Below are 20,179 nucleotides of genomic sequence, written 5' to 3' on the forward strand. Positions count from 1 at the left end.
TGACTTTGAACTTATCACCCGGAATTTTAATTTATTAATTCGGTCTAACCAACCGACCCTGGAATGCTAGGCTTTTTTCTTAAGGAACCGGCATAACTAACTAAAACTTGAACGCATGTATGTAGTAAAAAGAGACGGGAGAAAAGAACCCGTTATGTTCGACAAAATTACCGCCAGAGTAAAGAAATTATGCTATGGCCTTAATGAACTGGTAGACCCTGTAAAAGTTGCCATGCGCGTGATCGAAGGGCTTTACGACAATGTAAGCACCAGTGAACTGGACAACCTCGCTGCCGAGATCGCCGCGACCATGACCACCTCACACCCGGATTACGCGAAACTGGCCGCAAGGATCTCTGTTTCCAACCTGCATAAAAACACCAAAAAGACCTTCTCTGAGGTAATGACCGACCTTTACGAGTACGTGAACCCGCGTACGGGGGAAAAGGCGCCGCTGCTTTCAGACGAAGTCTATAAGGTGATAATGGAGAACAGGGAAAAACTAGATTCTACCATCATCTATAACCGGGATTTTGGTTATGATTATTTCGGATTTAAAACCCTGGAAAGATCTTACCTGCTTAAACTGAATGGGGAAATCGCTGAAAGACCCCAGCATATGCTTATGCGTGTTTCTATCGGGATACATACAGACGATCTGGACGCTGCCATAGAGACCTATGAGCTGATGTCGAAAAAATATTTCACCCACGCGACTCCTACTTTATTCAATTCGGGAACTCCAAAACCGCAGATGTCTTCCTGTTTTCTTTTAACCATGAAAGACGACAGTATCGAAGGTATCTACGATACCCTGAAACAAACCGCGCAGATCTCACAGTCTGCCGGGGGAATAGGACTTTCTATACATAATGTTCGTGCCACGGGGTCTTATATTTCCGGAACCAATGGAACCTCCAACGGCATCGTACCCATGCTTCGTGTCTTTAACGATACTGCCAGGTACGTAGACCAGGGTGGAGGAAAACGTAAAGGTTCTTTCGCCATGTACGTGGAGCCATGGCACGCCGATATCTTCGATTTCCTGGACCTTAAAAAGAACCATGGGAAAGAAGAAATGCGCGCCCGTGACCTTTTCTACGCCATGTGGATGCCAGACCTTTTTATGAAAAGGGTGCAGGCAGATGCCAAATGGACCTTAATGTGTCCGCATGAATGTCCCGGCCTGTATGATACTTATGGAGAGGAATTTGAAAAATTATACGAAAAATACGAGGCTGAGGGTAAAGGCCGAAGATCTATAAAAGCCCGTGAACTTTGGGAAAAGATCATGGAGTCCCAGATCGAAACAGGCACACCTTACATGCTCTATAAAGATGCAGCTAACAGGAAATCTAACCAGAAGAACCTTGGGACCATCCGTTCCTCTAACCTTTGTACCGAGATCCTGGAATATACCAGCGAAGATGAGGTGGCGGTTTGTAACCTGGCTTCCATCGCGCTACCCATGTTCGTAAAAGGAAATGAATTCGACCATAAGGAACTTTTTAAGATCACCAAAAGAGTCACCAGGAACCTTAACAAGGTAATAGACCGAAATTTCTACCCGGTGAAGGAGGCCGAAAATTCCAATATGCGTCATCGTCCCGTTGGTCTGGGAGTACAGGGTCTGGCCGATACTTTTATCAAATTGCGCATGCCTTTTACCTCAGACGAAGCTAAAAAGCTGAACCAGGAGATCTTTGAGACCCTTTATTTCGCCGCCGTTACAGCTTCCATGGAAATGGCCAAAGAGGAAGGGCCTTATTCCACATTTGAAGGTTCGCCCATAAGCCAAGGAGAATTTCAGTATAATATGTGGGGCATTAAAGATGAAGAACTAAGCGGTAGATGGGACTGGGGCAAACTGCGTAAACAGGTAATGAAGAACGGGGTTAGGAACTCCCTCCTGCTAGCCCCAATGCCAACAGCCTCTACCTCCCAGATCCTGGGTAATAACGAGGCTTTTGAGCCTTATACTTCGAACATTTATACCAGAAGGGTACTATCTGGTGAATTCATCGTGGTGAACAAACACCTGCTGGAAGACCTGGTTTCCCGTGACCTGTGGAACGACGACGTAAAGAACGCCATTATGCGCAACAACGGCTCGGTCCAGGATATAGATATCATTCCAGATGACCTTAAAGAACTTTATAAGACCGTCTGGGAAATGAGCATGAAAGACATTATAGATATGTCCAGACATCGTGGGTATTTTATAGACCAGTCACAATCGCTGAACCTGTTCATGGAAAATGCGAATTACAGCAAACTTACTTCCATGCATTTTTACGCCTGGAAAAGCGGATTAAAAACAGGAATGTATTACCTGAGAACAAAATCTGCCGTAGACGCGATCAAGTTTACTCTTGAAAAAGAAAAGAAAAAAGAACCTACCACAAAAGCATTTGAGGCTCCTGTTAAAGCAGCCGAGACCATGAAGGCTCAGTCTAAGGTGGTAATAACCCAGCTTTCTCACGAGGAAGAGGAAGGTGCACTTACGCCGGAAGAGCTTAGGGCGATCATCTCCCAATCTAAGGAAGCAGAGGGCGACGACTGCCTGATGTGCGGTTCTTAAAGATTTGGCTAATTCGAATTTGAATTAAGAAAGGGGGAAGTAGCGATTACTTCCCTTTTTTAATATTTTTGGGCCTCAACAATGCAATTCTATGAACTGGGAGCAACTCTTATCTCTGAAACGATTTGGAGACAAACATAAAAGACTTAGAAAGGAACAGAATGAAACCCGTCTTGGTTTTGAAGTAGACTACGACAGGATCATTTTTTCTTCCGCCTTCAGGAGCTTACAGGATAAGACCCAGGTGATCCCGCTTTCCAAAACAGATTTTGTACATACTAGGCTTACGCATAGCCTGGAAGTTTCGGTGGTGGGAAGATCGCTGGGCAGGCTCGCCGGCCAGAAACTGATCGAAAAACATCCCTATTTAAAAGATACTTTCGGTTACCAGATGAACGATTTTGGAGCCATTGTAGCCGCTGCGGCGCTTGCTCACGATATTGGCAACCCGCCCTTTGGGCATTCCGGGGAAAAAGCCATTGGCGAGTATTTCAGTCATGGTAAAGGAAAAAGATTCAAGGAGCAACTGTCTGAAAAGGAATTTCAGGACCTGGTTAAATTCGAAGGTAATGCCAACGGCTTTAAGATACTCACCGAAAACCGTCCGGGAATTGAAGGTGGTCTGAGATTGTCATATTCTACCCTGGGAGCTTTCACCAAATACCCCAAGGAATCACTTCCGCATAAACCATCAAAAAAGATAGAAGACAAGAAATTCGGTTTCTTCCAGAGCGAAAGAGAGATCTTTGAAGAGGTTGCTGAAGAATTGGGATTGAAAAAGACCCGCGAAGGCAGGGACATCGGTTACTCAAGGCACCCACTGGCTTTCCTTGTAGAGGCAGCCGACGATATTTGTTATACTATCATAGATTTTGAGGACGGCATCAACCTGGGGCTTATCGATGAAGATTATGCCCTGGAATATTTGATAAAACTGGTGAAGAATAACATCAACACCGGTAAGTACAACCAGTTAAAAAGCACGGCAGACCGCCTTGCTTATCTGCGATCCCTGGCCATAAATACGCTTATCACCGAGGCAGCCGAAATTTTCGTGCAGAACGAAGAGGCCATTCTTAATGGTGAATTTCACGAATCCCTTTTCGATAAGAGCAGTTATGAGGCGCAGATCAAGGATATCATCAAGATAAGTGTCGAAAAGATCTACCAGAGCGAAGAGGTGATCAGTAAAGAGATCGCCGGTTACAAAATGCTTTCCTACCTTCTGGATATTTACACCAGGGCTTTCATTCCAGAGAAGGAAGCTGAAGATTCTAATTTTACCAAACTGGTCATTAAATCTGTTCCGCAGTTAAAAGCCTTACAGGAAAGTGACTCAGTTTATGAAAAACTGATTGGGATTTGCTCGTTTACGGCTTCGCTTACAGACGGGATGACCGTGGCGTCTTTCAAAAGATACAAGGGACAGAGTTTGTAATTAAAATTCATAGACCACACCAACACCCAGCATTTGCTTCAACTGGATTCGGGGGCCGGAAGTTTCCAGCTTTCCATCACCGTTGGTGTCTTCCTTGAACTTTACGTCATCATCATAACGTATATGCGAACCTACATTAGCTTTCACGAATTCGTTCACCTTCATGTTCACGGTGAGCTGCCAGTCTACATCTATATTTCCGAACTTGTTCAGATAATCTGAGTAGAGACTAAGCTGGTTATTAAGGTCTATATTGTCATAGACCTCCTTGCTAAAGCCACTGGTGACCAGGAAACCAAATTCTGTTCGCACATTCTCTCCTTCCTTTAAAATGTTCCCAAGCTCATCTGTAACAGCGGGATCTACCCCGAACATACCCTCATTAGCCAGCCTCTGGTCGAGCACGAAAGTGGACTTAAAGGTAATGGGCGAAAGATAGACCGTAAGGTCTTCTTCGGGATGGGAATATTCCGTTCCCGCTCCTAAAAATGTATAACCGGGAGCCATGAACCTGGAGATGGCCACCTCGGTATCGGGATATTTATAACCGTTGGAAAACTGTGAGTTAAAACTGAACTTTCCCGAATAATACCAATTGGAGGTGCTGTCCTGCCGGAAACCAAAAGAAGAATTCAGCCTCATTTCATCTTCAGTTTTGCGTATCTCCCGACCTTCCTGGGCATTGATCCCATAACGGAGGGATGCCGAATTTTTCCAGACGGTGAGGTCTTTCTCAAAATTTCGCTGGAAGTTGGCGTAGAATAATGCTGAAACCGAGTTGTTACCACCCGAGTTCCAGTTCACAAAAGCCACCTCGCTAAGATTCACCCCGAAGGTATTCTTCTCGGTCCAGTAGATCAGCATGGAATCTGTATTAGTGGTATCTGCGGCCTGGTTTGAAGTGGTATCCCTTACTGCAGAGTATTTAAGATCAGAGGCTAGCGCTTTAAATGATGTAATACAGAGGAGCAGGAGTAGGATTCGGGACTTCATTAATTCAATCAGGTTTTCGGGTTCGCAAAAATAAAAAAATCATATCATAGATTCCAGTTTTTGCCTTAATCCTTCAACGTGTATTCCCGAAATTTCTTGTAATTCATGTACACTTCCTTGCTCAATAAATTCATCTGGCACCCCCATAAGTTCGATATGCCCCTTATAATCAAGGCTTGCTGCGTATTCCAACACTGCACTCCCAAAACCACCTTTTTTCACGCCATCTTCAATTGTGACAATCCTATCAAACTTTTTGAAGACAGATGCGAGTAATTCTTCATCCAGGGGTTTGGCGAATTTCAAGTCATAATGCGCCACCTTTTCGGGTTTCTCCAGTTGCTGAATGGCCTCTTTGGCATTCCCTGCCATATTTCCGAGGCTTAGAACAGCCAGCTCACTTCCTTCTTTTAAGAGCTCTCCCTTTCCCCAAACTACTTTTTTAAATGGAAGCTGCCATTCCTTAAGAACTCCCCTTCCCCTGGGATACCTGATAATTAGCGGTGACTCGAGGCCTAACTGGGCAGTATAGAGCATATTCCTTAATTCAACCTCATTTCGCGGTGCCGCGATCATCAGGTTTGGAATCGCCCTGGCATAAGCAATATCGAAGACCCCGTGATGGGTCGCCCCGTCTTCCCCAACCAGGCCGGCCCGGTCCAGGCAAAAGATCACCGGAAGATTTTGCAAGGCCACGTCATGTATAAGCTGATCGTAAGCTCTTTGCAGAAATGTGGAATAAATAGCGCAATAAACTATAAAACCCTGGGTAGCCATACCCGCAGAAAGGGTAACCGCATGCTGCTCAGCAATGCCTACATCAAAAGCCCGTTGCGGGAAAGCCTTCATCATATATTTTAAGGAACTTCCGGTAGGCATGGCGGGAGTGATCCCTATGATTTTCTCGTTATTTTCTGCCAGCTCCACCAGGCTTAGTCCGAACACATCCTGGTATTTTAAAGGCAAGCCATTGGTATCATATTTTAATAATTCGCCCGTTTCCGGTTCGAATTTCCCCGGGGCGTGGTATTTCACCTGGTCTTCCTCGGCCTTTTTAAGGCCTTTTCCTTTCCTGGTGATCACATGAAGAAACTTTGGGCCTTTGATCTCTTTCATCTTCTTCAGGACCTTTAAAAGGCCTGGCAGGTCATGCCCGTCTACCGGCCCGAAATACTTGAAATTAAGAGCTTCGATAATGTTATCGCTTGCTGGCTTATAACCTACCCTGGCTTTGGTAAGATATTCCTTCAATGCACCTACACTGGGATCAATCCCAATAGCATTATCATTAAGGATCACCAAGAGATTCGCATTGGTCACCCCAGCATGGTTAAGCCCTTCAAAAGCCATCCCGCTGGCAATAGAGGCATCACCAATGACGGCGATATGTTGTTTTTCGGTTTCTCCTTTCAGGTTTGAGGCTATGGCCATACCCAAAGCTGCTGAGATCGAGGTAGAGGAATGTCCCGTCCCGAAGGTGTCATATTCACCTTCAGACCTTTTAGGGAACCCGCTGATACCTCCCAGTTGCCTGTTGGTTTCAAAAATATCCTTGCGACCGGTAAGTATCTTATGCCCATAAGCCTGGTGGCCCACGTCCCAGACCAAAAGATCTATTGGGGTATTGAAAACATAATGCAGGGCAATGGTAAGCTCCACTACGCCAAGGCTAGCTCCCAGGTGTCCTTCTTTGGTCGCGACTATGTTAATGATGAATTTGCGCAGTTCCTGAGCCAGTTGCTCCAGTTCTTCAGCATCCAGCATTCTCAGCTGTGCAGGACTATCGATGTTCTTTAAAATTCCGGCCATACCCAACAAAGTTACATTAAGCAAACTGATTTCTGAATAAGTCGGTGACCGGGAAACCTCAAAATTTATATCTTTCCGAAAAAATTGCCGGAAAATGCTGTCTCCCTTCAACGACGAATATTTTATGAAAAAGGCTTTGGAAGAAGCCGAAGCCGCCTATGAAAAAGGAGAGATCCCTGTGGGAGTAGTTGTGGTGATAAACGACAAGATCATCGCCCGGGGGCATAATCTTACCGAGACTTTAAATGATGTTACGGCTCATGCCGAAATGCAGGCGATCACCGCGGCCGCAAATTTCCTCGGCGGAAAATACCTTCAGAACTGTACGATGTATATAACCCTGGAGCCATGCCAGATGTGTGCCGGGGCACTTTACTGGAGCCAGATTTCAAAAATAGTTTTCGGCGCTTCAGACCCACAAAGAGGATATAGAAAATTCGGGGTGCAGTTACACCCAAAGACTGAAGTTAAAACAGGAATATTAGAAGAAGAAGCTGGAAATCTCTTAAAGCGCTTCTTCATTGAAAAGCGAAATCTGAACTAAAAAAAGCGAAACCCAGGTTATCTACATGAGGTAAGCTAACCCAACAATTTTAAGGGTTTCGCTTCAATATTTTATAGGTCATCAGGCAGTTCAGTCACCTTGATATAATCTACATAGAACTTATCGGGCAGGGCAGCATCATCGATCTTTGCTCCTCCAAGATTTCCGCCCACGGCCATATTGATAAGGAAGTAGAAGTCCTTTCTGAATGGATAGTGCTTCTCATCATATTTTTCAGGCGTGAACTTATAAAGCTGGCGGCCATCCACGAAAAACTCGATATAATCCCTGGTCCATACAGTCTTGTAGGTATGAAAACCTTCTTCGATATTTTCTATTTTGGTCTTTTTGGTATTAATAGTATTACCATGACTGGCCGGGGTATGCAGAGAAGTAAAGACCTTCCCTGGCTCCCTTCCAATATATTCCAGGATATCAATTTCACCACTGGCAGGCCATCCAACCTCGCTAATATTGGCACCTAACATCCATATAGCTGGCCAGAGGCCCTTACCTGTAGCTACTTTTGCTCTAACCTCGATCACTCCATAAGTGAACTCGATATTATCTTTAGAATTGATCTTTCCCGAATAATATTCACCATCCTTTTTCACAGCGGTGATCACAAGCTTACCATCCTTAACCTCAACATAGTTACGATCGTAAACCTGCTCTTCATTATTTCCCCAGCCGCAAAGGTTTGGGCAGCCATCTCCTTCTTCATAATTCCAGACTTTCATATCCAGGCTATCCCCATTAAAATCATCTTTAAAAATGACTTCCTGGGATTGCACAGAAGTGAAAGTTCCCAGAAGGAAGCTCGCGCTGATGAATAATACCGAAAATGATCTCATTATTTACTGTAATTTAATTTTACTGTTTGCAGCTCCTCTGAGTTTCCTCCAACCATAAGGTCGAAAGCACCCGGTTCTGCTTCCCATTTTCCGGCAGCAGTATAGAATTCGAGCATCTTCTCATCTATTTTGAAGTTTACCTCTTTGGTTTCCCCAGGTTCAAGTTCCACCATTTTAAATCCTTTAAGCTCCTTGATTGGTCTGGCAATACTTGCTACAAGGTCATGAAGGTATAACTGAACAACTTCCTTACCCTTTACATCACCGGTATTGGTCACAGATACACTTAAAGTCACCTCTCCGCCCTGGTTCATTTCTGAAGAGGAAAGTTTCACATCTCCGTATTCAAAAGTGGTATAACTAAGTCCATATCCAAATGGATACAAAGGACCATTCTCTATATCGGTATAATGCGAATAGGTCACATGCTGGTCGTTAGAAGGCCTTCCCGTATTCATCCTATTATAATACAAAGGCTCCTGACCTACAGCTCTCGGGAAAGAAACCGGTAGTTTTCCAGACGGGTTATATTTCCCGGTAAGCACATCGGCTATGGCGTTTCCGCTTTCTGTTCCCAGCTGCCAGGCTTCCACGATCGCCGGAATATTTCCTGCAGACCAGTTGATCTCCATTGGGCGCCCGTTCATAAGAACCAGTACGATATTCTTGTTCACCTTATATACTTCCTTCAATAGTTCCTTCTGAAGTCCTGCCATGCCAATATTTGCCTGACTACGTCCTTCTCCAGACTGGAATGCATCTTCTCCCAGTACCATGATCACCATTTCAGCATCCTTAGCTTTAGCTACGGCGTCTGGAATACCAGACCTGTCGGTTTCATTGATCTTTAAAGGAAACAGGAAGCTACGCTCACCTTCACCCAGGGTCACTCCCTTGGCATAAGTGATCTCAGCATCGAGGTTGGCGTTTTTCAAACCCTCCAGAACTGAAACTGCTGAATTAGCCTCTCCCTGTGCTCTCCAGTTCCCTATTGGGGTGTCTTTATCGTCTGCAAGTGGCCCGATGACCGCAATCTTCTTTACTGAATTTTTTAAAGGAAGCATGTTGGTCTCGTTCTTTAAGAGAACGATTGATTTTTTAGCGATATCCCTGGCGATCTCGCGATGCTCCTGGTAAGGAACCTTAGCTGCGAAATCTTCATTGATGTATCTGTACGGATCTTCAAAAAGTCCTAATTTGAACTTTACTCGCAAGATCCTTCTTACTGCCTGGTCTATCAAGGCTTCATCGATCTTTCCTTCTTCCACAAGTTTTTCAAGACCGGCTTCGTAAGCGCCGCCTTCCATATCCATGTCGCTTCCGGCTTTCACCGCGATCTCTGCTGCATGCACCTTATCCCTGGCAAAACCATGCGGGATCATCTCGGCTATAGAACCCCAGTCTGAAACCACGAATCCCTGCCAGTCCCATTCACTTTTCAGTATCTCTCTTTGCAAGCTTTCGCTTCCCGTCGCGGGAATACCATCAATGGTATTGAAAGAGTTCATAAAAGTGGCCACACCGGCATCGGCGGCAGCCTTAAATGGAGGCAAAACGATATTATGAAGTTCGTTCTTGCCAATGTTTACCGCATTATAGTCCTTCCCACCTTCAGCCAGACCATAACCGGCAAAGTGCTTTGCGGTAGCGGCAATGGTCTTAGGGTCTGATAGGTCCTCACCCTGGTAACCCTCTACTTTTGCCACAGCAATTTGAGAAGTTAGATAAGGATCTTCGCCAGAGCCTTCCATTATTCTTCCCCAGCGTGCATCCCTGGAAATATCAATCATAGGTGAAAAGGTCCAGTTCACCCCTTCAGCCACAGATTCAAGTGCTGCGATCCTGGCAGATTCCCTGGCAGCATCCACATCCCAACTGGCAGTTTCTCCCAGTGGCACCGGGAATATGGTCTTATATCCATGGATCACATCATAGCCAAAAATTAATGGGATCTTGATACGGGAGTTTTCCATATTCATACGCTGTGCCTTTTCTGTAGCCTCTACAGAAAGAACGTTCAGCATAGAACCAACCAGTCCTTTTTTCAGGCGGTCTTCTTTTTCCTTATTTCCTACTTCAGAAGCCGGACCAGTAAGATCCCAACTTCCGTTATACTGGATCATCTGCCCTACCTTTTCCTCTAAGGTCATCAGGTTCAGAACCGAATCTACCTTAGTTTCTACATCCTCTACCGAGCTCTTGATTCCAGAAGACTGAGAATATGCTCCCATGGCCCCGAAAAAGAGGGATGAGATTATTAATAAATATTTTTTCATGATCTTAAAATTAGATTATGGAGGAAAATATATTTTCCCGTTTTATTTTTGAATGGATCTGCAAAATCCAGTAGTGATTCCAGTTCTGGTTTTAATGGCTATCCTCTGCCATATCCGGCACTGAAATACTTTTAAAATTTATTCCCGAAAACCTAAAATCCCTTAGAATAATTAGCAATGCTCTAAAACGAATTTCTTAGAAAATACCTGTCTATAGATTTCTCAGTTTATTTTTTAATTAAAACCCAGTCGATAAGCACTTCTGCTTTTCCTTCTTTAATAAGCTCGACAGTAGATGCCGGCAATCCGTTATAAGGTTTCTCAACTCCATTGGTTTTATAAGGATAGGCACCCCCTAAAGCCAGATTTAGAATAAGGTATTTTGGATTGTCAAATTTCCATTCCCCATAATTCTCAACCATAGGTTTAGTAACCCTATATATCAACCTGCCATCAACTTTAAAATTAATTGCATCTGCCGTCCAGTCTACAGAATACACATGCCAGCTGGTCACGTCTTCACCTTCTGGAAAAAAGTATTTATTAACCAGTGGGGTCTCTCCGGAATATCCCGGGCCATGTAGGGCAACACCTATCCAGTCTGTCTCTCCTACATATTCCATGATATCTATTTCCCCGGTATCTGGCCAATCGCCTCCGCCAAGTGCCCAGAATGCGGGCCAAAAGCCGGAACCTTCAGGTAGTTTCATCCTGGCCATAGCCGTACCATAGGTGAACATCACTTTATCTCTTGTGTTTATTCTGCCTGATATGAAATCGAATTCATTTCCGCGGTATTTTATATAATTGGGGCTATAATGAGCTTTCAATACCAGAGCATTTTCCGCTCCCTTAGCATCATCTCCCTTTACATTAAAAATAGTTGCGGTGGAATCCACATAGACCTGTTGCTCGTTATTTACCCAAAAGTCGGTTCCAACAACATTCCAGTTCTTTCTATCAAGTGAACTTCCTGAGAAATCATCAAAGAAAAGGGTGTCGCTTTCGGTTCTTGCAGGTGGGCCCTGAGCAAATAAGTTTCCGCTAAAAATTAAGGCAAGGGCAAAGAAGGATTTTAAAAATAAGTGCTTCATATACATTATTTTAAAAGAATAATCGCCATGAAAAACCCGCGCCTCCAAGGCTATTATAAAACCAGTAAATTTTAAGTTTAAATTATAAATCCCGGAGCTCTAGAAGATACTCCGGGGATTTAAAGCCTAAACAAACAATTTATTGGTAAACTCTTACGTAGTCCACTTCCATAGATGATTCCTGGAAGTTTTCATCTATTTCACCTCCAAAAGTACCTCCCATGGCTACGTTGAGTATCAGGAAGAAATCCTTATTAAATGGAGATTCTGGTGTATTAGCGTATGTATGATAAACTTCATCATCTACTAGAAAGACGATTCTTTCCGCCGACCATTCCATGGTATAAGTATGGAATTCTGAAGAAGGGTTTTCGATAGTTGTGGTATTTGTATCGGCATTGCCTCCAGAAGCTCCCGGATAATGAAGTGAACCGTGAATGATTCCAGGTTCATTCCCTTTATGCTCCATAATATCAATCTCACCAGTAGTAGGCCAGCCTACTTCATCGAAATTATTACCTAACATCCAGATTGCTGGCCAGGTTCCACCACCCTCAGGCAGTTTTGCTCTCACTTCAACTCTACCATAAGTAAACTCAAAATTATCCTGTGTGGTAATACGTGAAGAGGTGAATTCGAACCCACTTTCAGATTCTCTTCTGGCCGTGATTAGAAGATTTCCATCAACAATAGAAGTATTATCTTCTGTATAATATTGAGCTTCCTGATTACCCCAACCATTGTCTCCATTACCAATTTCGTAATTCCAAACACTGGTATCTAAAGAAGTTTCATCATCGAAAGAAGTTTCCCAAAGAAGATCTTCAAATTCAGTTTGAAATTCTTCCGGTTCTTCGGTTCCACCACCAGCTTCCTGCTGATCGTATGGTGTAGTTGTGAACTTAAGGTACCAGGCGAGGTCAGGGTTATTTCCCATTACCGCTCTTACATACATACTATTCTCATCTATAGAAAGTATCTCGTAAGAACTGGTAGCTATATAGTAACTCATAAAACCTCCATCTGAAAAATCCATCTGGGTTCCCGTAGAAGCCTCTACTCCTGAAGTAGCAGGAGATAAAGCAACATTCTTTTCACCGCCAAAGTCAACTTCTATACACTGGTCTCCACTACCTGTAGGACCTCCGAATTCACCAACGAAATCTGCATTGAAGAAGGTTCTTCCGTTATTATTATACTCATAGGTGAAATTGTTTTCTCCCGTAGTGCTAAAGGTCAATTCATCTGTATAAAAGCATGAGCTGGCGTCTGCACCGGCTTTTTCAAAAGGAGCTGCAGTGTAGTAAGAAGGATTATTAAAGTTATCTCCAAAAGTTGGTCCAACTCCTAAATGACCAGGCTCCGAAGCCGCCACATACCAGGTCTTAGAACTTCCCCCGGTAAGGTAATCTTTAGTTTCGGGATCTGAAAAGTCACTCTCAACTTCAATTTCTACAGATTTAGAGCTACTAATTCCTCCTTTACCGAAAGCAACAACCGTAACCAGGTAAGTATTTAATCCATTCCTGCTAAATCTTTTAGTAATTTTTCCGTCCAAAGAAGTACCTGTGGTACCGTCTCCAAAATTGAACTGGTAAGTAAAAGCATTATCTGCAGAAACGTCGAAATGTACAATCCCCGATCCGTCTGTACTGATATCGGCGTTCACCGTTATATTAGACGGGACTGCCATATCCTGCAGTTCCAGATCATCTTCCTGGCAGCTTACTGCCAGGATACTGATGATCAAAAAATTAATTATTCTTAAATATTTCATAGTCTTTATTTTCTAGTTCTGCATCATATCATCAATGTAGAAAGTACCTGCAGTAGTCCCTGCGAAATCAAGGAATATTGAAACCTGGTCAAATTGACCATCTGGTACTATTGGCTGTCCGTTTTCTGGGTCACCATCTACATAACTTTTTCTCGCATTGTTAGCAAAATCGAAAGTAAGTTCTTCCCAACCGGTTCCGCCGTGATTCACTTCAACCTCAGCAGCTCTTTCCCCATTTACTCCGGTTTCCAGTTTATAAAGTACTGGATAAGCAGTTTCAGAATATACCTTCAGAGTGATCGTTTTACCAGCTGAAAAATCGATCGCCTCATCAAAAGTAAAGGTCACAGCTTCGTACTGACCACCAGCATTGATTACTTCTCCTACCATTCCATCAGAATCATTGATTCCAGATTGCTGAGGATTCGTAACAAGGTTGAAACCTATTCCTGAAGTTTCAAAATTATCTGCAGATTCGAAATCTTCAGAAAATAAAGAAACCACATCATCTCCTACTTTAAATATATCATCGATATAATAAGTTCCTGCAGCACTTCCCTCAAAAGCGAAGAATACCGAGAAAGATGCATATTCCCCGGTTGGAACAAATGGCTCCCCAACTCCCTGCGAACCATCAATATAACTCTTGGTAGCATTATTAAAATCAAAGGTTAGAGTTTCCCATCCAGAACCTGTATGAGTTGCACGAACTTCATTAGATCTCTCTCCGTTAACTCCTGTTTCAAGTTTAAATAGTACTGTATATTCCACATCTGACCATAGAGTAACACTCATGGTTTTGTTATCTCCTGAGAAATCTATAGCCTCATCAAGATTGAAAGTAAGACCTTCGTACTGGCCACCGTCTTTGGTGAAAGCTCCTACATTGCTAGCAGCAGGATTATCTCCTGAAGTATCCGGATTTGCTACCACCTCGAAAGTACCTCCAAAAGGTGAAATCATTCCCTCGGTATAAGCTGCAAAATTATCGAAGGTAACCGGAAGTTTGAATGGGATTCCAGGATCCTGCTCGATATCATCAAGATAGAATGTTCCAGCTGCAGTACCAGGTCCGTCAATAAAGATCACCATTGTTGAATACTGTCCGGTAGGAACGAATGGCTCTCCGGCTCCCTGTGTACCATCTATATAACTCTTAACAGCATCTGTAGCAAAGTTAAAAGTAAGTTCTTCCCATCCGGTTCCACCGTGATTAGCAGAAACTTCTGTTTGTCTCTCACCATTTACACCACCTTCAAATTTCAACAATACTGGCAAAGCAACATCAGACCAAACTTTCATGGAAATAGTCTTTGCACTTCCACTGAAGTCTACTGGCTCACCTAAAGTATAGGCAATTCCTTCCCAATTGGCTCCGGAATTTGTTACTGCAGCAACATTAGAATCTGAAGTATTTGCTCCAGAAGCATCGGGATTACTTACTACTTCATAGCTAGTCCCCCCAAAAGTACCAGCAGCGTAGCTTACAGTTCCAACATCAAAAGTGATTGGAAGTTTTAAAGGATCTGTAGCTTCTGGTACGATAATAATCTCGTCTTCTTCAGCCGTAGCAGCTCCGGCACCCCTGGCAACCACGGTTAATTCATAAACTCCTGGCTCATAAGTATGCTCAACACTTCCGCCTGGCATCAATTGCGTAGGCTCTTCTTCGTCTACATCTCCAAAATAAACATCAAATACAGTAGCATTATCTGCCGTCGCTGAAACTGTAATAGTCTTAGGATTATTGGCAGGCTGATCTACATTGATCATCAAATTCTCTGGAGCTTTAAAGGAGATATTCAACATCTGGTTATATTCACTTGTCAAACCAGTTGAACCTACCGCTACTACTTTTACCAGGTATTCCCCTTCGTCATACACTGTGGTTACAGATTCACCTGCGGCTAATTCTGTGGACTCCCCATTCCCAAGGTCTACCTGGAAAACCTGCGCCCCATCACCACTAGGTGTGACAGTAACCGTTCCGGTATCATCCTGAGACACATCAAATACTGCAGTTACATTCTCAGGAGCAGAAACATCCTGGAAGGCATAGTTCGTAATTTCATCATCCTCGCATCCAGTAAAAAGAAGAAGCGAGATGGTAAGCATTGCTAAGATTTTGAATATTTTCATCTTTATTCGTTTTAGTATTTTTTAATAACCTGGATTTTGTTCCCAAATATTCCCTGCCAGTTCTATCTCGATAGCTGGAATAGGAAATAATTCATGCTTTCCTGTCTGGAAACCGTCAATTTCCTCGGCCGCTCTTCCTGTTCTTACCAGGTCGAAGAAACGATGTCCTTCTCCTACAAGTTCAAGTCTGCGATCTTCGTATATCTGATTTAATAAACTGCTTCCAGAAAGAGATACCTCTTCCAAACCTGCTCTTTCTCTAACTCTATTAAGATACTGTCTGGCTTTTTCCTCGTCTGAGGAAGCTTTTTTATAATTAGCCTCAGCAGCCATTAAAAGTACATCTGCAAGCCTAATTGCTCTATAATTATTCGGATTGGTAAGGTTAGCATCACCTGTATTAAGGTCACCCTGTCTGGCAATATATTTTCTATTATAATAGCCAGTGTGCTCATATCCTTCAGCATAAGTCGCACCAGTTTCAGCCGCCCATGCTTCGATATCAAGAATAGCTACATCTTTTCTAATATCGTCCTCGGTAAAAACGTCTACCACTTCCTGAACCGGAACATTAAAACTGAATCCAGATTCGAAAACCGGACCTGAGTAATTTCTGATCCCGTTAAATCCTACGGCAACATTACCTTCAGAACACTGAAGACAACCAAAACCTGCACCTTCTTTATCTGTATACTGTACTTCAAAAATAGATTCAGAATTATTCTCTCCTTCCGGCTCAAAAATGCTGTTATAATCCTCTACAAGGGAGTAAGGACCATTGATAACAGGTTCGAAGGCCGTAGCCGCTTCAGCAAATTTATTCTGATACAAATATGCTTTTCCCAGTAAAGCCTGGGCAGCACCAGAAGTTATTCTTCCTTCCTGAGCCTGGGTTGCAGGCAGATTAGCCGAAGCAAAAATCAGATCTTCTTCTATCAAAGCATAAACTTCAGATTTAGGAGTCCTTGGAATATTGAATTGTTCACCAAACTGTATACGTCTATCTACGGCTAATGGCACGTCACCGAACCATTTCACAAGTTCAAAATAATAATAGGCTCTTAAAAATCTCGCCTGAGCAATGATTTCATTCTTACCCTCAAAATCTATTTTATCCTGAAACTCAAGGATATAATTCGCTCGGTTAACCCCAGCAAACATCCAGCTCCAGATATCCCTTAGCTGTTGATTCACAGGAGTGTGCTCCATGTCATCTATTTCCTGAATTCCAGGAACATCGGTAGCACTTTCTCCACCGGCAAGGGTATTGTCTGAAGCAATTTCCCCTAGCATCACGTTAAGATACGTAGACTGCAAAAGGTCATAAGCTCCAACCAGGGCCAGGTCGTATTCCTCGGGTGTGTTGAAATAGGTTTCAGAATTCTCATCTGGGCTATCCACATACACGAAGTCATCGCTACATCCAGATAATGCCAAAAACGCTATGGCAACTATCCATTTGATTGAATATAATTTCGTTTTCATCTAATTAAAATTTCATATTAATTCCTAACATATATACTCTAGGTACAGGATAGAATCCCTGATCTATTCCCCCACCAATAGGCGCACCGCTAGATGCTGATGGATCGTATCCCTGATAATCTGTAAGGGTAAAAGCATTATTTACCGATGCATAAATCCTAAGTTTATCTACTCCTGTATTAGCAATGAGCTTTGAATCCAGAGAATATCCTAATTGTACATTTTGAAGCCTTAAATAAGAACCATCCTCTACATAGAAATCTGAGAATAAAATATTAGTGTTGGCTCCGGTGCTAACTCTTGGAAAGCTATTGGATGTTCCTTCACCTGTCCATCTTCCCAGGTAAGCATTTCTTTTATTTGTATTCGGCTGATTACGCTCATAATTACGTGCAATATCATTGCCTAAGGAAGCAAATGCATAAGCGTTAAAGTCGAAATTCTTATAATTGAACCCGAAATTAAGACCCATGGTGAAATCTGGTAATGGATTTCCAATATCAGTACGGTCATCTGAATCTATTATTCCATCACCGTTTTGGTCTACGAAACGAATGTCACCTGGGGCAGCATCTGGCTGGGCACTATTTGCCACTTCCTCAGAGTTTTGAAATAATCCATTCGTCTCCAATCCATAAAAGTACCCAAGTGGTTTACCAGCTTCCATTCTGGAAGGTGGCTCCAAACCAATTCCAAAGGAACCTCCTGTTAGAAAGCCATTATCACTATCAACAAATAATACTTCATTTTCCAAGGCGGTCATATTGTAGCTAATATTGAACTGGAAATCGTCATTTACAACCTGATTATAACCTATTGCAAATTCAAAACCTCTGTTTTCTACAATACCAGCATTCACGATTGGTGGCGCTGAGCCCGGAGCACCCGCTCCAAGAATTCCAGATACTTGTGGCGCTACTAATAAGTCTTCAGTTTTTCTCTTAAAGTAGTCCATGGTAATATCTATCCTTGAATCCAGTAATCTCGCATCCAAACCAATATCCAGTGTTTTTTGTTTCTCCCAGCGAATTTCTGGGTTTGCTAAAGCGCCTGCTGCCTTACCAAAAACAAGTTCATTATCAAAAACATAGGTTCCTTCCCCATTTAATAAGGAAACAAAACCATAGGCATTTATCCTATCATTTCCAATAATACCGTAACTACCACGTAGCTTTAGAAAACTAAGGAAATCTGAATCATTAAGGAAGTTTTCCTCAGTTACTACCCATCCTAAAGAGGCTGATGGGAACCATCCAAATTTGTTTTCCGGTCCAAAAGCAGTAGATCCATCTCGTCTAACCAGACCAGAAAACAAATATTTTCCTTTGTAATTGTATTGTAATCTTGAGAAGTAAGATAGCAATCGGGAATCAAAAAAGTCTCCCCCATTTTGATAGGCATCTAACACCTCTGTAGCATCGTCTATGTTTGCATCACCATATTCATTGGTTGGCAAACCAAAACCGGTTAAAGAAGAAAGTTCTCCCTGTGTTTTAAACACAGACATACCCAGAAGAAATTTAACATTATGATCTCCAAAACTGTCATCATAAGTTAAGAAATTATCCCAGGTATAGTCACGGTAGATATCAAAATTCTCAGTTACGTTATTCCTAGTAATGTTAAATACCTTTCCAGATCCATAAAATACTTCAGGTAGGAAAGACTTCCCATCTACCTCTGAATAATTGAATTGAAATTGTGTTTTAGCAGTGAGTTTATCCCATAATGTATATTCAAGACCTCCTACACCACTTATTTTATTAATCTCGGTATCATTGAAAGTATTTGCTATCTGTGCAACCGGGTTAATAACCTCATTACCCAGCCCTTCTGCCAGAGTGTAATCTCCATTCTCGTCGAATACTCCAAGAATCGGATTAATATTTACGGCATTAAAAAGAACCGAACCTAATGCATTTTCTGCCAGGGTACTTCTGTTGCTATTTGTGTAAATACCTGATAGATTTAATTTAAGATTGTCGATAATCTCTAAATTATAGCTCATTCTAGCGGTAAGACGGTCGTAAGTAGATTTTCCTTTACCTACGATACCATCCTGATTAAAATAGCCAGCACCAAAGGAATATTTAGACTTTTCACCACCTCCAGAGACGTTAACGTTAACATCAGACATTGGTGCCGTAGAAAATACTTCATCCTGCCAGTCTGTACCCTCTCCAAGGTTTCGGAAATTAGTAAATGGAGGAGTATCACCTCCTGCAGCATAAGCTTCGTTTACTATAACGGCATATTCTGTGGCGTTTAAAACAGGTAATTTCCTTGAAGTTTCCTGGATTCCAGTATAAGCATCTAACTCTACTTTCAATTCGGTATTATAAGTACCCGATTTGGTAGTAATAAGGATTACACCATTGGCAGCTCGAACACCGTAAATACCAGCGGTTGCATCTTTAAGTACATTTATACTTTCAATGTCGTTAGGGTTAATTACACTAAGATCCTCGATAACGTTACCGTCAACTAGAATCAAAGGGTTATTATTTCCGTTAGTACTAACACCCCTAATCGAAATGGTAGAAGCACTACCCGGTGAACCAGAAGTGGAAGTAATATTTACTCCGGGCACAGTACCCTGTAAGGCCTGTTCCACGCGAGCTGGATTAAGATCTTCAATCGTTTCAGATCCTACCACACTTACGGCTCCGGTAACTTCTTTTTTAGATTGGGTACCGTAACCAATCACTAATACTTCATCTAACGCTTCAGAATCTGTTCGAAGTGTTACATTAATTGTTTGCTGATCACCAACAGTGATCTCTTGGGTTTGAAAACCTACATAACTAAACTGGAGTACATCCCCCTTGGAGATATCATTAACTGTATAATTTCCATCAAAATCGGTAGTAGTACCTCTTGACTCATTTTTTACAATTACGTTTACCCCTAGTAAAGGCATTTCGTTCTCATCGGTAACTGTTCCGCTAACCGAAAACGATTGCGCGTAAGCACCAAAAAACCCGCTTAGAAATACAATCAAAAGACAGGTAAATTTCCTCATGTGTTTATTTATTAAAATTGCTTTTTCAATATATTAACACAACCTTAATATAATAGAAAATCAACCTTTACAAAAAATCTACAATTGCGCTATCGACAATATTAAAGGGATAAAATTGTGGAAATATCAATATAAACAGGGCTTTATGAGCATTTTGACAAGTGAGC

Annotated in this window: 12 protein-coding genes; 3 read left to right on the forward strand and 9 right to left on the reverse strand. The window is 42.4% G+C overall.

Annotated elements, in window-relative coordinates; all coding sequences use genetic code 11:
* Positions 1–115 precede the first annotated feature (115 nt).
* Positions 116–2,581 (forward strand): ribonucleoside-diphosphate reductase subunit alpha, encoded by a 2,466-nt coding sequence (locus FLP08_RS14025; RefSeq protein WP_156277621.1) that lies wholly within the window; start codon positions 116–118, stop codon positions 2,579–2,581.
* 91 nt (positions 2,582–2,672) lie between these two features.
* Positions 2,673–4,019 carry a deoxyguanosinetriphosphate triphosphohydrolase gene (locus FLP08_RS14030; protein WP_156277622.1) on the forward strand — a complete coding sequence of 449 codons (1,347 nt, stop codon included), beginning with the start codon at positions 2,673–2,675 and terminating at the stop codon, positions 4,017–4,019.
* Here FLP08_RS14030 and FLP08_RS14035 read toward each other — a convergent pair whose 3' ends face one another.
* Together FLP08_RS14035 and FLP08_RS14040 are read right to left on the reverse strand one after the other, a co-directional pair.
* Positions 4,020–5,012 carry a DUF3078 domain-containing protein gene (locus FLP08_RS14035; protein WP_156277624.1) on the reverse strand — a complete coding sequence of 331 codons (993 nt, stop codon included), beginning with the start codon at positions 5,010–5,012 and terminating at the stop codon, positions 4,020–4,022.
* Between the two features lie 39 nt (positions 5,013–5,051).
* A complete protein-coding gene (locus FLP08_RS14040; protein ID WP_156277626.1) occupies positions 5,052–6,821 on the reverse strand; it encodes a 1-deoxy-D-xylulose-5-phosphate synthase in 1,770 nt (589 codons plus the stop codon).
* Positions 6,822–6,915: 94 nt separating this feature from the next.
* Between FLP08_RS14040 and FLP08_RS14045 the strand changes: the two genes are divergently transcribed.
* Positions 6,916–7,365, forward strand: a complete 450-nt coding sequence (locus FLP08_RS14045; protein ID WP_156277628.1) for a nucleoside deaminase — start codon at positions 6,916–6,918, stop codon at positions 7,363–7,365.
* Positions 7,366–7,436: 71 nt separating this feature from the next.
* Here the strand turns inward: FLP08_RS14045 and FLP08_RS14050 are convergent, their stop codons facing one another.
* The 7 genes from FLP08_RS14050 to FLP08_RS14080 form a co-directional block, all read right to left on the reverse strand.
* Positions 7,437–8,219 carry a glycoside hydrolase family 16 protein gene (locus FLP08_RS14050; protein WP_156277630.1) on the reverse strand — a complete coding sequence of 261 codons (783 nt, stop codon included), beginning with the start codon at positions 8,217–8,219 and terminating at the stop codon, positions 7,437–7,439.
* Positions 8,219–10,495, reverse strand: coding sequence for a beta-glucosidase BglX (gene bglX, locus FLP08_RS14055; protein ID WP_156277632.1), 2,277 nt, complete (start codon positions 10,493–10,495; stop codon positions 8,219–8,221). Before bglX ends, FLP08_RS14050 begins: the two co-directional genes overlap by 1 nt.
* Positions 10,496–10,722: 227 nt before the next feature.
* Positions 10,723–11,589 carry a glycoside hydrolase family 16 protein gene (locus FLP08_RS14060; RefSeq protein WP_156277634.1) on the reverse strand — a complete coding sequence of 289 codons (867 nt, stop codon included), beginning with the start codon at positions 11,587–11,589 and terminating at the stop codon, positions 10,723–10,725.
* 139 nt (positions 11,590–11,728) lie between these two features.
* Positions 11,729–13,366, reverse strand: coding sequence for a family 16 glycosylhydrolase (locus tag FLP08_RS14065; protein ID WP_156277636.1), 1,638 nt, complete (start codon positions 13,364–13,366; stop codon positions 11,729–11,731).
* Between the two features lie 12 nt (positions 13,367–13,378).
* A complete protein-coding gene (locus FLP08_RS14070; protein ID WP_156277638.1) occupies positions 13,379–15,505 on the reverse strand; it encodes a hypothetical protein in 2,127 nt (708 codons plus the stop codon).
* Between the two features lie 21 nt (positions 15,506–15,526).
* Positions 15,527–16,990, reverse strand: coding sequence for a RagB/SusD family nutrient uptake outer membrane protein (locus tag FLP08_RS14075; protein WP_156277640.1), 1,464 nt, complete (start codon positions 16,988–16,990; stop codon positions 15,527–15,529).
* Positions 16,991–16,994: 4 nt separating this feature from the next.
* Positions 16,995–20,012: a SusC/RagA family TonB-linked outer membrane protein gene (locus FLP08_RS14080; RefSeq protein ID WP_156277642.1), complete on the reverse strand. Its 3,018-nt coding sequence runs from the start codon at positions 20,010–20,012 to the stop codon at positions 16,995–16,997.
* Positions 20,013–20,179 lie beyond the last annotated feature (167 nt).

It is taken from the genome of Christiangramia aestuarii (genome assembly GCF_009735585.1).
Lineage (GTDB): Bacteria > Bacteroidota > Bacteroidia > Flavobacteriales > Flavobacteriaceae > Christiangramia > Christiangramia aestuarii.

Coding starts and splice junctions, on each gene's coding strand:
- FLP08_RS14045 (WP_156277628.1), top strand. CDS start 6,916: ATGCTGTCTCCCTTCAACGACGAATATTTTATGAAAAAGGCTTTGGAA.
- FLP08_RS14030 (WP_156277622.1), top strand. CDS start 2,673: ATGAACTGGGAGCAACTCTTATCTCTGAAACGATTTGGAGACAAACAT.
- FLP08_RS14070 (WP_156277638.1), bottom strand. CDS start 15,505: ATGAAAATATTCAAAATCTTAGCAATGCTTACCATCTCGCTTCTTCTT.
- FLP08_RS14040 (WP_156277626.1), bottom strand. CDS start 6,821: ATGGCCGGAATTTTAAAGAACATCGATAGTCCTGCACAGCTGAGAATG.
- FLP08_RS14075 (WP_156277640.1), bottom strand. CDS start 16,990: ATGAAAACGAAATTATATTCAATCAAATGGATAGTTGCCATAGCGTTT.
- FLP08_RS14060 (WP_156277634.1), bottom strand. CDS start 11,589: ATGAAGCACTTATTTTTAAAATCCTTCTTTGCCCTTGCCTTAATTTTT.
- FLP08_RS14065 (WP_156277636.1), bottom strand. CDS start 13,366: ATGAAATATTTAAGAATAATTAATTTTTTGATCATCAGTATCCTGGCA.
- FLP08_RS14025 (WP_156277621.1), top strand. CDS start 116: ATGTATGTAGTAAAAAGAGACGGGAGAAAAGAACCCGTTATGTTCGAC.
- FLP08_RS14035 (WP_156277624.1), bottom strand. CDS start 5,012: ATGAAGTCCCGAATCCTACTCCTGCTCCTCTGTATTACATCATTTAAA.
- FLP08_RS14050 (WP_156277630.1), bottom strand. CDS start 8,219: ATGAGATCATTTTCGGTATTATTCATCAGCGCGAGCTTCCTTCTGGGA.
- FLP08_RS14080 (WP_156277642.1), bottom strand. CDS start 20,012: ATGAGGAAATTTACCTGTCTTTTGATTGTATTTCTAAGCGGGTTTTTT.
- bglX (WP_156277632.1), bottom strand. CDS start 10,495: ATGAAAAAATATTTATTAATAATCTCATCCCTCTTTTTCGGGGCCATG.